Annotated in this window: 12 protein-coding genes; 2 read left to right on the top strand and 10 right to left on the bottom strand. The window is 71.2% G+C overall.

The genetic code is table 11. The features are described from left to right. Nucleotides 1-53: 53 nt before the first annotated feature. Genes MPE_RS01510 through tsaB form a run of 3 tightly spaced genes read right to left on the bottom strand, consistent with a single transcriptional unit; the run spans nucleotide 54 to nucleotide 2,045 of the window. Nucleotides 54-836, bottom strand: a complete 783-nt coding sequence (locus MPE_RS01510; RefSeq protein WP_011827904.1) for a uracil-DNA glycosylase — start codon at nucleotides 834-836, stop codon at nucleotides 54-56. Beyond that, nucleotides 823-1,317, bottom strand: coding sequence for a ribosomal protein S18-alanine N-acetyltransferase (gene rimI, locus MPE_RS01505; protein WP_011827903.1), 495 nt, complete (start codon nucleotides 1,315-1,317; stop codon nucleotides 823-825). Before rimI ends, MPE_RS01510 begins: the two co-directional genes overlap by 14 nt. Further along, entirely contained in the window at nucleotides 1,314-2,045 is a 732-nt protein-coding gene (gene tsaB, locus MPE_RS01500) for a tRNA (adenosine(37)-N6)-threonylcarbamoyltransferase complex dimerization subunit type 1 TsaB (RefSeq protein ID WP_011827902.1), read from the bottom strand. The genes rimI and tsaB overlap by 4 nt, the downstream gene beginning before the upstream one ends. 191 nt (nucleotides 2,046-2,236) lie before the next feature. Between tsaB and MPE_RS01495 the strand changes: the two genes are divergently transcribed. Then, on the top strand, nucleotides 2,237-3,781 hold the full coding sequence (locus tag MPE_RS01495) for a D-alanyl-D-alanine carboxypeptidase/D-alanyl-D-alanine-endopeptidase (protein ID WP_011827901.1): 1,545 nt from the start codon (nucleotides 2,237-2,239) through the stop codon (nucleotides 3,779-3,781). A 29-nt stretch (nucleotides 3,782-3,810) separates the two neighbouring features. Here MPE_RS01495 and MPE_RS01490 read toward each other — a convergent pair whose 3' ends face one another. The 5 genes from MPE_RS01490 to purE all read right to left on the bottom strand — a co-directional run bounded on the left by MPE_RS01490 (nucleotide 3,811) and on the right by purE (nucleotide 8,852). After that, a complete protein-coding gene (locus MPE_RS01490; protein WP_011827900.1) occupies nucleotides 3,811-4,872 on the bottom strand; it encodes an SGNH/GDSL hydrolase family protein in 1,062 nt (353 codons plus the stop codon). Between the two features lie 154 nt (nucleotides 4,873-5,026). Then, nucleotides 5,027-6,076, bottom strand: a complete 1,050-nt coding sequence (locus MPE_RS01485; RefSeq protein WP_011827899.1) for an SGNH/GDSL hydrolase family protein — start codon at nucleotides 6,074-6,076, stop codon at nucleotides 5,027-5,029. A 43-nt stretch (nucleotides 6,077-6,119) separates the two neighbouring features. Further along, on the bottom strand, nucleotides 6,120-7,127 hold the full coding sequence (locus MPE_RS01480; RefSeq protein WP_011827898.1) for an L-threonylcarbamoyladenylate synthase: 1,008 nt from the start codon (nucleotides 7,125-7,127) through the stop codon (nucleotides 6,120-6,122). A 5-nt stretch (nucleotides 7,128-7,132) separates the two neighbouring features. Further along, complete coding sequence (locus tag MPE_RS01475; protein WP_011827897.1) at nucleotides 7,133-8,326, bottom strand: 5-(carboxyamino)imidazole ribonucleotide synthase; 1,194 nt, start codon at nucleotides 8,324-8,326, stop codon at nucleotides 7,133-7,135. A gap of 46 nt (nucleotides 8,327-8,372) precedes the next feature. Next, nucleotides 8,373-8,852: a 5-(carboxyamino)imidazole ribonucleotide mutase gene (gene purE, locus MPE_RS01470; protein WP_011827896.1), complete on the bottom strand. Its 480-nt coding sequence runs from the start codon at nucleotides 8,850-8,852 to the stop codon at nucleotides 8,373-8,375. Between the two features lie 108 nt (nucleotides 8,853-8,960). Here purE and MPE_RS01465 point away from each other — a divergent pair, with 108 nt between their 5' ends. Next, complete coding sequence (locus MPE_RS01465) at nucleotides 8,961-9,905, top strand: tetratricopeptide repeat protein (protein ID WP_011827895.1); 945 nt, start codon at nucleotides 8,961-8,963, stop codon at nucleotides 9,903-9,905. A 36-nt stretch (nucleotides 9,906-9,941) separates the two neighbouring features. On the opposite strand, the gene MPE_RS01460 is transcribed toward MPE_RS01465, so the two are convergent. Together MPE_RS01460 and MPE_RS01455 are read right to left on the bottom strand one after the other, a co-directional pair. After that, on the bottom strand, nucleotides 9,942-11,045 hold the full coding sequence (locus MPE_RS01460; RefSeq protein WP_148210866.1) for a hypothetical protein: 1,104 nt from the start codon (nucleotides 11,043-11,045) through the stop codon (nucleotides 9,942-9,944). A 40-nt stretch (nucleotides 11,046-11,085) separates the two neighbouring features. After that, a complete protein-coding gene (locus tag MPE_RS01455; protein ID WP_011827893.1) occupies nucleotides 11,086-11,988 on the bottom strand; it encodes a phosphoribosylaminoimidazolesuccinocarboxamide synthase in 903 nt (300 codons plus the stop codon). Nucleotides 11,989-11,994: the final 6 nt, after the last annotated feature.

Here is an 11,994-nt window from a genome sequence, read left to right as displayed (position 1 = left end):
GCGCCGGGGCAGCCGGTCGATTCGGCCGAACCCTGCGGCAGCCTGTGCCGGCGTCAGGGGCGCGCGCCGCGCATCACCTCGCGCGCAAGACAGAGGTCGTCCCAGGCCTTCGCCTTGTCGGCCGGGTTGCGCAGCAGGTAGGCGGGGTGATAGGTCACGATGGCGGGCACCCCCTGGTACTGGTGGATCCGGCCCCGCAGGCGGCCGATCGGTTCACCGGTCTGCAGCAGCGATTGCACCGCGAAGCGGCCCATCGCGAGAATCAGCCGCGGCTGCAGCAGCGCCACCTGGCGGGCCAGGTAGGGCTCGCACTGCGCCACTTCCTCGGGCTGCGGATTGCGGTTCATCGGCGGCCGGCACTTCAGCACGTTGGCGATGTAGACCTGCTGCGCCGGCTGCAGTCCCTCGCCTTCGGCCCGGCGCGTCAGGCCCAGGGCCTGCAGCATGTGGTCGAGCAACTGCCCGGCCTTGCCGACGAAGGGCTCGCCCAGGCGGTCTTCCTGTTCGCCCGGCGCCTCGCCGACGACCATCCAGTGCGCCTGCGTGTGCCCGACGCCGAACACCGTGTTCGTGCGACCGCGGCACAGCCCGCAGGCGGTGCAACCGGCGACGGCGGCACGCAGGGTCGGCCAGTCCATCGCCTCGACATCTTCGGGGCGGGCACCGCGTGCGACGGCGACCCGCGGTACCACCGGGGCGGGCGAGGCGGCGGCGACCGGGCTGACCGCTGCCTCGACCTTCGCATCGATCACGGGCGAAGCCGCAGCCGCAGGCGCTTGCCACACACGGATGCCCATCTCCGCCAGCATCGCGGCCTGTCGTTCATCCCAGACCATGCACCGCCTCTGGAATCTGCAGGCTCATCACCACCGCGTCCTCGCGCGCCCGCCCGCGGGCCGGGTAGTAGCCACGGCGCAGGCCGACATTGCGGAAGCCGTAGCGCTCGTACAGGCCGCGTGCGTTCAGGTTGGAAATGCGCACCTCGAGCCAGAGCTGCGAGGCGCGGTGCGCGCGGGCGATCGAGCGCAGGGCATCGAGCATGTAGCGCGCATGGCCACGCCGCTGGAGGGCCGGCGCGACGCTGAGGTTGAGCAGGTGCACTTCGTCGACGCCGAACATCGCGACGAAGTAGCCGACCACGCCGTCCTGCGGCGTGCGCAGCACCTCGGCCGGGTAGCCGGCCCGCAGCGAATCGAGGAAGTTGCCGCGCGTCCAGGGAAAGTCGTAGATCGCCTGCTCGATCACCATCACCTCGTCGAAGTCGTTCTCCGTCAGCATGCTCAGGCTGCGCGGCGGCGGCTGCAGCACGGCGTTCACGACGGCACCCCGCTGCCCGCCGCCTGCACGTCGCGCTGCGCCATCCGCTCGGCAGTGGTCTGCGCCACCCGGTCGCGCACGTAGAGCGGCAATGCGCCATCAGCGTCGACCTGTTCACCGCGCGCCCACGCCACACGGGCCAGTACCAGCAGGGCCGCCGCCCGCGGGGCACTGTCGGGCCAGCAGGCCCCGCGCAGGCCCGACCAGGCCTCGGCATGCGCAACCAGCGAGCTGCCGGCGACCTGCACCTGCGGCGTCTCGCCGGCAATGCGTGCGGCCAGCGCGGCCGGCGCATGCAGGGCCGGGGCTTCGAGCACAGTCCAGCCCGTTGCGCTGCGGCGGTAGCGCGCGGCATAGGTCTCGCCCATGCGGGCGTCGACCGCCACCCACAGATCGTCGGCGGCGCCCTGATGGTGGGCGTCTTCGGCCACCGCCATCAAGGTATCGAGCATCAACACCGGTCGGTCCGCGCCGAAGGCCAGTCCCTGTGTCACCGCGCAGGCCGCGCGCACGCCAGTGAAGGCGCCCGGACCGCGTCCGCAGCCGATGGCGTCGAGTTCGCGCAGGCCCAGTCCGGCATCGGCCAGCAGCGCCATCAGGGCCGGCAGCAGACTGGCCGAGGCGAGCGCGCCGCCGGGCAGCGCGCGCACCCAGGTCTGCTCGCCCCGGCACAGGCCGAGGTGCATCGTTTCGGTGGCGGTATCGAGCACCAGCAGGCGCGGCGTCATGAGCGGGCTCCGCGGGAACGATCGAAAGGAGAGGGCACCGACGGGCCGACGCGCGGCGCGGCCGCGTTGACCTCGTCAACTCCGGTGGTCCGCGGACCAGGCTGCGGGCCGACTCGGGAGTCCATGCCTCAGTGTAGCGGCGGCCTCGGGCCCGGCCACGTCGCCGGCAAGCCGCCCGCTACCATCGCAGCATGATCCGAAGCCCGAATCTCCTGTGGCGCTGCGTCGTGGGGGTGTCGGCCCTGGTCGGCGGCACGGCGATGGCAGCGCCGAACGCCCTGCCCCCGGACGACCTGCCGGCCGCCGTGCAGACCGCGCTGAAGCGAGCGCAGTTGCCCGCCGATGCGCTGGTCGCGTACATCATCGAGCTCGGGCCGCCAGGCCCGCCCCGCGGGCTGCCGCGACTGACGCACCGCGCCCAACAGCCGGTCAACCCGGCCTCGCTGATGAAGCTTTACACGACCGGCGTGGCGCTGGAGCTGCTGGGGCCGGCGTGGACCTGGCCCACGCCGGTGCTGACCACCGGACAGGTGGTGGACGGCGTGCTGCAGGGCGACCTGATCCTCCAGGGCCGCGGGGACCCGACGCTGGTGATCGAACGGCTGTGGCTGCTGCTGCGCGAAGTGCGGCAACGCGGCATCCACGAGATCCGCGGCGACATCGTGCTCGACGGAAGTGCCTTCATGTTGAACGGCGCCGACGCCGGCGATCCGGCCGACTTCGACGGCGAACGTTTCCGGCCCTACAACGTGCGGCCCGATGCGCTGCTGCTGAACCACAAGTCGGTCACGCTGCGCTTCGTTCCCGAGCCGTCGCGCGGCGTGGCCCGCGTCAGCACCGACGTCAACCTGGCCGGCGTGCAGATCGACAGCGCGGTGCCCATGGTGTCCGGCCCCTGCGGCGACTGGCGCGGCAGCCTGAAGCCGGCCTTCGACGACCCGGGACGCATCCGGTTGACCGGCCTCTACCCTGTGAGCTGCGGCGAGAAGACCTGGCCTGTCGCCTACGCCGAGCCGGGCAGCTACAACGTGCGGCTGATCGCCGAAGCCTGGCATGAGGTCGGCGGGCAGCTGGCCGGCAGCGTGCGCAACGGCCCCGCGCCCGTCGCGGCACAGCCGCTGTTCGAGGCCACGTCACCGCCGCTGGCGGCGGTGGTGCGAGACATCAACAAGTTCAGCAACAACGTGATGGCGCAGCAGCTGTTCCTGAGCCTCGGACTGATCCCCGCCGGCACGCTGCCGCTGCCGGCTTCGGCGACCACGGTCGCGACGGGGGAGGTGTCGACGCCACAAACGCCCGCAGGCAACACGGCCGATGCCGCGCGCGAGATGGTGCGCGCTCAGGTGCGCAGCCGTGCCGGCTGCACAGACGGCGAGTTCTCGATCGACAACGGCTCGGGCCTGTCGCGCCAGTCCCGCAGCAGCGCCCGTTGCCTGGGCGCCTGGCTGCAGGCGCTGTGGGCCAGCCCGGTGATGCCCGAGCTGATGAGTTCGCTGCCGCTGACCGGGATCGACGGCACGGCGCGCCGGCCGGGCCGCAACTGGGGCGCCGCGCTCGGCCGCGCCCACCTGAAGACCGGTTCGCTGCGCGATGCGATGGGCCTGGCCGGCTACGTGCTCGGGCAGTCGGGGCGGCGCTACGCCTTCGTCGCCATCGTCAACCATCCCAGCGCCGGCGCGGCGCGGCCGGTGCTCGACGCGCTGGTGCAATGGGCGGCCGAGGACAACGGGCGCTGAGCGCCGCCCCGGCGCGGCCGTGGCGGCGCTCAGCGCCAGCCGACGGCGCTCATGCGGTCGAGCACGTAGTTCGCGAGGAGCTGGTGGCCGTAGGGCGTGGGGTGCACGCCGTCGGCGAACTGGTAGTGCGACACGTCGCCGGCGATCAAGGTCGTCTCGCTGCAGCCCAGCGAACCGAGCACGAAGCCGTTGAGCGCCGTCGCCGCCAGATCGCAGGCCGGTGTCGTGACGTTGGTGACGCCGAAGGTGCCCGGGTTGGCGACCTGCTCACGACCCCGTGAGTAGGCGTCGACCAGCAGCACGCCCGACGCGTCGTTCAGGCCGTTGGCGAGCGACACGTTGAAGGCGATCGACATCTGCGCAATCAATCCCTGGGTCGGGGCGGCCAGCGAGTACGCGAACGGCGTCTGGCTCACGTCGGGCAGGTTGACGACCACCACGTGGCGCGCGCCGTTGCCGACCAGCTGCGACCGCACGTAAGCCGCCAGTTCACCGCCGGCCGTGGCCATCGCGACCACGGCATCGGTCGGCGTGATCTGCGCCGCACCGACCGCCGCGAGGTTCATGAACACGTCATTGCCGCCGGCCAGCACCAAGACCAGTTCGCCGCCGCTGAAGCGCCCTCCGACCTTGGCGAGGTGGCGCGCCACCTGGGTGGCCACCGGCACGGTGAGCTGCCCGTACTGCCCGTCCGGGCTGCCGAGCAGCAGCAAGGCCTTGTTGTTCGGTCCGATCGGGTTGGTGACCCGCGCACCGCCCTGCGCATAACCGAAGCAGGCGTCCTGGAAGCTGCTGGCCTGGGCCAGACTGGCTACCGCGCCCGATGACTCCAGACCGATCTCCGCCGCGCAGGGTGGCGTCAGGCCGCGGTCCTTGGCGACCAGCTCCACCCAGATATCCCCATCGTTGACGGTGAACTTGCCGCCACCGAGCGCCGCCATGCCGGCGGTGCGGTAGGTGCCGACATCGCTGAGGCTGTCGCCGAACGTGACCACGCTCGAATAACTCGGTGCATCGTCGCCGCCGCCGCCGCATGCCACGAGCAGCAGCGGCAGCAGCCAGGCTCCCACACGGATTCGCAAGCTTCTCATCACAGCCTCCCCGCGGACGCCGTGCGCCCGTTCGCCAGAAATAGAACGACCGTTCTATTTGACGGCAGACTGTAAGTGCAGGCGATGTCGGGCCCCAGCGGAGAAACCCGGCCGTGGCAGGCGACCGGGCCCCACCGGCCTCGGGATGGACGGATCAGAACGGGTTGTTCACCGCCCGATCGATCGCGAGGCTGCCAATGATGGACTGGCCGTTGGCGCCCAGGTGGCGATCGTCGGCCCACAGGTAATTGGATACCGTGGCGCCGGTCACCAGCGTGCCGGGCACGGACGGCACGGTGGTCGTGCCGGCCGTGGGTGCGGTGCAGGAGATCGCCGTCGGCGTGCTGCAGGCCGCAGCCGAGACGCTGACGTAGCCGTAGTTGCTGGGGTTGTTGACCAGCAGGTTGATCTGCGCGTCGGCCTGCACGAGACCGATCAACCGGCCGTCGTTGAGCAGCGTGGCGCGCATGCCGGCGTTGAAGCGCTTGGTCATGTCGGTCAGCAGCGTGGAACGCTCGCCGCTGATGAGGTCCTGGGCCACGCCGAAGGGAGTGCTGCCCTGGAACGGCAGTGTCGTCACCAGCACCCGGGCCCCCTCCTGCGCCAGCGCATTGATGTTGCGCCCCAGGGTTTCGCCCGCGGCCTCGGCGAGCGCGATCACTTCCGCGCCGGTCTTGGTCGGGTACTGCGCGTAGGCGTCGAGGATGTCCTGCTGGCCAATCATCACCGTCGCCAGATCGGTGGACCGGAAGCCTCCCGCATCGGCGCGGGCCAGCGCCACCTGCGCTGACAGATCGGCCACTGCCGCACCGACCTGCGCGTAGATCTTGCCGCGCGGCGTCGTCTCCGTGAAGGTATTGCATTCGGCAAAGCCGATGCCGTAATGGAAGCCCAGGGCCTGCACCCAGATCGGGTAGCTGTTGCAGTCGAGCGCGCCGGTGGCCGCCCCGGTCGAGTCCACGGCCTGGGCATTCACCGAGAACTTCGCCCCGGCCGCTGCGGTGACCGTGCCGCCATTGACGTCGGTCAGGTTGCCGCCGGCGACGACGCTGGATGAATCCCCGAACACGATCAGACGCTGCGGCGAGAAGTTGCTGACGCGATCACCCCCGCCGCACGCGGACAGCACGGCGCCCAGGCCGACCAGCATCGACACCCGCAGCGCGCGCGACAGTCCGCGCACGCAAGCTTTCCCAACAGTCATGCTCACTCCAACTCCACAGGCCAGGGGGTGAGGGTCGGCGCGCTCAGGGCGCGGCCGCGCGTTGCAGGCGGTCCCGGACGCCCTCCCAGGCGGGACCGGCGGGCGGCTCTTCGACCCAGATCAACTGCACGCCCTCGTCGTCGAGTTCGCGCAGCACGGAAAACAACTCGTGCGCCGCCGCTGCCGGATCGTCCGGCATCCGCCGCGCTGTGAGGCGCGAAGGCGGTGACACGCTGCGCGAATATACCGCCAGCCTGCTGCCACCCCGCTTCGGCAGGGCATCGGTCGGCAGCACCTCGAGCGCCGTGCGCAGCGCGGTGGCCGGCATCAGGCGCAGCGTGGCGCGCGGGGCGTAGTGCGAGGCCAGCGTGCCGGGCGCGCGCGGCGCGCTGCCGGCCAGCGCGTCGGCGGCATCGAGCAATCGCTCGCCGGCTGCCGCCTCGATGCGCTCGCGCGGCAGTACGCCGGGGCGCAGCAGCACCGGATGGCCGCGCGTGCAGTCGACGATGGTGGACTCGATGCCGACTTCGCAATCGCCACCGTCGAGCACCACGAGCGCCGCATCGAACTCGCCCTCGACGTGCGCCGCGCGCGTGGGGCTGACGCGGCCATAGCGGTTGGCGCTGGGGCCGGCGACGCCCGGCACGCCGAGCGCTGCAGCCGAGCGCAGCAGCGCCTGGGCCACCGGATGCGAGGGGCAGCGCAGGCCGATGCTGGGCTGCCCACCAGAAGCGGCAGCAGCCACGCCGGCGCGGCGCGACACGATCACGGTCAGCGTCCCGGGCCAGAAGGCGGCGATCAGCCGCTGCGCCAGCGGCGGCAGTTCGGCCGCAAAGGCCTGCGCTCCGGCGGCATCGGCCACGTGCACGATCAGCGGATGGTCGGTCGGCCGGCCCTTGGCGGCGAAAATCTTCGCGACGGCCGCATCGTCGTCGGCTCGCGCGCCGAGGCCGTAGACCGTTTCGGTAGGAAAGGCGACGAGGTGTCCGGCCGCGAGCAGCCGGGCGGCTTCGGCGACCGCCTCGGGGGCATGACCGTCGAGCCGCGGCATGTTCTTCAGAACGCCGGCAGGCCGAGCCGCTCCGCCGCCCGCAGCGCGGTCGCGCGCGCTGCCTCGGGCGTGTCGGCAGTCAGCGTCAGGTGACCCATCTTGCGACCGCGCTGGGCGCTGCTCTTGCCGTACAGGTGCAGGTGCGCGCCCGGCAGCGCCAGCACGGCGGCCCAGTCGGGCGTGCGCTCGCGGCCGTCGGCATCAAACCACAGGTCGCCGAGCAGGTTGAGCATGACCGCCGGGGAATGCAGGCGCGGCGCGACCAGCGGCAGCCCGGTCATGCAGCGCACCTGCAGTTCGAACTGCGACACGTCGCAGGCATCGATGCTGTAGTGGCCTGAGTTGTGCGGCCGCGGCGCCATCTCGTTGACCACCAGCGTGCCGTCCTGGAGCACGAAGAACTCGACGCACAGCACACCGACGTAGCCCAGACCTTCGGCGATGCGACCGGCCGCATCGCGCGCCGCTGCGGACAGCCCCGCGGGGACGTTCGGCGCCGGGACTTGCGTCACCGCCAGGATGCCGTCGCGGTGCAGGTTCTGCTGCACCGGCAAGGAGACCAGCTCGCCGTCAGCATTGCGGGCCAGGATCACGCTGATCTCGAAGGCCAGCGGCAGCAGCCTCTCGAGCACGCAGGGCGCGCGCTTGAGTTCGTCCCAGGCGAGTGCGAGCTCGGCGCGGGTCGCCACGCGGCGCTGGCCCTTGCCGTCATAGCCCAGGCGAGCGGTCTTCAGGATGCCCGGCAACAACGCCGCATCGACCCCGGCCAGCTGCTCGGGCGTCTCGATGAGCGCATGCGGCGCACATGGCACGCCGCACTGCTCGAAATGCCGCTTCTCGCGCGCGCGGTCCTGGCACACCGCCACCGCCTCGGCGCCCGGCGCCGCCGGCAGGTGCGCCCCCAGCGTGTAGAGCGCGCCGGCCGGCACGTTCTCGAACTCGGTGGTGATCGCGGCGCAGCGCTGCAGCATCTGCGCCAGGCCCTGCTCGTCGAGGTAGTCGGTCTGCACATGCACGTGCGACACGAGGCCGGCCGGGCTCGCCACGTCCGGGTCGAGCACGGCGGTGAAGTAACCCAGGCGCTGCGCGGCGTGCACGAACATGCGGCCCAGTTGGCCGCCGCCCATCACGCCGAGTGTGCTGGCCTGGGCACCGGCGGCAACGGCCGCGGGCAGAAGGGTCTTGTGGTGGCTCGACATCGGCGGAGCTTTCAGCGGGACCGACCGTCGCGGGCCGGCCAAGACGTCAGGAGGGTGAGTGCTTCGACAAGGCGGCGCTTTGCGCACGCGCTGCCTCGGTCTGGCGGGCGCGCCAGGCATCGAGCTGTTCGCGCAGGCTCTGATCATCGTGCGCCAGCAGGGCCACCGCGAACAGCGCCGCGTTGGCCGCGCCGGCCACGCCGATCGCGAAGGTGGCGACCGGCACGCCCTTGGGCATCTGGACGATCGAATGCAGCGAATCGACGCCCTGCAGGTGCTTGCTGGGCACCGGCACGCCGAGCACCGGCACTGGCGTCTTGGCCGCCAGCATGCCGGGCAGGTGGGCCGCACCGCCGGCGCCGGCGATGATGGCGCGCAACCCGCGCCCGCGCGCCGCCTCGGCGTACGCGAACATCTCGTCGGGCATGCGGTGCGCCGAGACGACCTGCGCTTCGAAGGGCACGCCGAACTCGGTCAGAATATCGGCCGCATGGTGCATGACGTCCCAGTCGCTGCTGGAGCCCATCACCACGCCGATCAGGGGAATCGCTGCGTTCACAGCCGCTCCGGTTCCGGAAAACCCCAAATTGTAGGCGGCGCTTGGCTTTGCGGCCGGCGACCCCAACTGACTCAGATGATCGACATCACCCTCCAGAACTTCGAAGCCGAGCTGATCCAAGCGTCGATGCAGACCCCCGTGCTGCTCGACATCTGGGCGCCGTGGTGCGGACCGTGCAAGTCGCTCGGCCCGGTGCTGGAGAAGCTGGAAGCGGATTACGCGGGTCGCTTCGCGCTGGCCAAGCTCAACAGCGACGACCAGCCCGACATCGCAGGCCAGTTGAGCCAGGCTTTCGGCGTGCGCTCGATCCCGTTCTGCGTGATGTTCGTCGGCGGCCAGCCGGTCGACGGCTTCGTGGGCGCGCTGCCGGAGGCGCAGATCCGCAGTTTCCTCGACAAGCATGTGCCGAGCGAAGACGCACTGGCGGCGGAAGAGGAGGCCCTGGAGGCCGAGCAACTGGCCGCCGAGGGCGACAACGATGCCGCGCTCGCCAAGCTGTCCGACGCCCTGGCGATCGCGCCGGGCGACGACGCGATCCGCGCTGACTACGTGAAACGCCTGCTGGAGGCCGGCCGCACCGCCGACGCGCGCCGCGTGTACGAGCCGCTGGCGCCGAAGGCGATCGTCGACGCACGCGCCAGCGCGCTGGGCCTTTGGCTCGACGCCTGCGAGGCAGCCGAGCGGGCCCGTTCGCCGGAGGCGCTGGCCGCGGCGATCGGTGCCGACAGGCGCGACTTCGCGGCGCGCTTCGAGCTGGCGCAGACGCTGCTCGCCGCCCAGCGGCCGACCGAAGCGATGGACGAACTGCTCGAGATCCTGATGCGCGACAAGGCCTGGTCCGACGAGCGTGCGCGCAAGCTCTATGTCGCCATCCTCGAGCTGCTGAGCAAGCCTCCGCCGAAGGTCGCCTCGCCTGCCGAGGCCAAGGGAACACTGGAGATCGCCGGCAAGGCCGCCGCCGTGGCCAGCGACCCGGTGATCGACGGCTACCGCCGCAAGCTCAGCATGGTGCTGTTCTGATTTTTACCTGACCCCGCCGCCGGGCGGCCGCTGCCCTCAGCCGGGGCTTGCGGACGTACCGAAGGTGGCGTCCAGCACGGCGACGATGAGCGCCTTCTCGGCGACATGGCGCTGCCAGTGCTCCTGGGCCAGGCGGCCGTGCCGCTCAGCGGCCTCGGGCTCGCCCAGCAGTTCGTGGACCTGCGCCAGCCGCCCGTGCGTCAATGCCACGTCGTCCAGATCGCACTCCGGCCGAAGCGCGGCCACCGCCGCCTTGGCCTGCTCGCGCGCGTGCGCGGGCTGCGCCAGCTTGGCACGGCACCAGGCGACATCCGCGCGCAGGCTGCACTCCAGGCGGCCCAGGCCGGTGGCCAGCGCATCGCCGAAATGCGCCTCGAACAGCACCAGTGCCTCGGCATAGCGCGACTGCGTCACCAGCGTCTGGGCGCGCAGGATCGGCCGCAACACGGCCAGCGCGGTGCCGCCCATGCGATCGTCGAAGTGACTGGAGGATTCGGCCGCCGTCAGCGCTTGCAGCGCCACGTCGCTCTGCTTCGCGTCGTCGGCGAACACGGCGGCCATGCGAGCCTGGTCGCTGCGCAGGGCGGCCATGTTGTGCATCAGCGCGCTGATGGTCGCCGCGTCGCCTTCCGCGCTGGCGTGCTGGCGCGCCTTCGCGTACCAGCCCTGCGCCCTGTCGATGCGGCCACCGTAGTGATAGGCCATCGCGACCACCAGGCAGGCCCGCGAGCGGGCCGAGTGATGGTCGGGCGCGGCGAGTCGCAGCGCCTGCGAAGCGTTGCGGGCGATGCCGTCGATGTCGGAGTGCACGTAATCGAGATGCGCCATCCAGGCCAGACTCACGGCCTGCAGCGGCATGCGGTTGGCCGACAGGCTCAGTGCCCGCGCCTGCTGCAGCTTGACGCGCGCCTGACCGCTCAGGTCGCTGAAGTAATCGACCATCGCATCGGCCAGACAGAGGGCGGCCGCGGTGGCCGCATCGGGCCGCGACTGGTGCCGCCGTTGCAACGTCGTCAAGGCACTGCGCGCCTCGTCGACGCGGCCTTCGCGCGCCAGCAATCCGACCCGCTCGGCACGCAGCACATCGGCTTCGACCGGATTCGCCGTCTGCGCGATCGCAGCGTCTAGTTGGGCTAGCAAGCGCGAGTTCATGCAGGGCCGGCTCGGAGCCAAGTGCCGTTCAGGCCGTTAGGCGTTCGAGGGCTTCGCGGTACTTTGCTGCCGTCCGCGCCACCACGTCGGCCGGCAACGCCGGGGCCGGCGCCTGCTTGTTCCACGGTCGGCCGTCGACCACGGCCTGTTCAAGCCAGTCACGCACGAACTGTTTGTCGTAGCTCGGCGGGTTGATGCCCTCGGCATAGCCTTCCACCGGCCAGAAGCGCGAGGAATCGGGCGTCAGTACCTCGTCCATCAGCGTCAGGGTGCCGGCTTCGTCGAGGCCGAACTCGAACTTCGTGTCGGCGATGATGATGCCCTTGCCGAGGGCGAAGGCCGCCGCCGTCTCGTAGAGCGCGATCGCCACGCGCCGCACCTGCTCGGCCAGCGGGGCACCGATGATCTCGACCATGCGCTCGAACGGGATGTTCTCGTCGTGCTCACCCATCTCGGCCTTGGTGGCCGGGGTGAAGATGGGCGACGGCAGCTTGCTGGCGTTCTTCAGGCCGGGTGGCAGCTTCACGCCGCAGACCTGGCCGTTGTGCTGGTATTCCTTCCAGCCCGAGCCCGCCAGGTAGCCGCGCACCACGGCTTCCACCGGCAGCGGCTTCAGGCGCTTGACGAGCATCGAGCGGCCCGTGACCTGGGACCGCTCCGCCGCGCTGACCACACTTTCCGGAGCGTCCCCGGTCAGATGGTTGGGCACGATGTGGCCGAGCCGCGCGAACCAGAACAGCGCCATGCGCGTGAGCAACTCGCCCTTGCCCGGAATGGGCTCGCCCATCACCACGTCGAAGGCGCTGAGCCGGTCGCTCGCGACCATCAGCAGGCGGTCGCTGCCGACCGCATAGTTGTCGCGCACCTTGCCGCGCGCCAGCAGAGGCAGCGATTGCAGACGGCTTTCGAGCAGCGGAGTGGTGGCGGACATTTGAGG

Origin of the sequence: Methylibium petroleiphilum PM1, from assembly GCF_000015725.1 — a bacterium.
Taxonomy (GTDB): domain Bacteria; phylum Pseudomonadota; class Gammaproteobacteria; order Burkholderiales; family Burkholderiaceae_C; genus Methylibium; species Methylibium petroleiphilum.
Note: the sequence above shows the minus strand (reverse complement) of the source record. Positions and strands in the feature narration are given on the sequence as shown.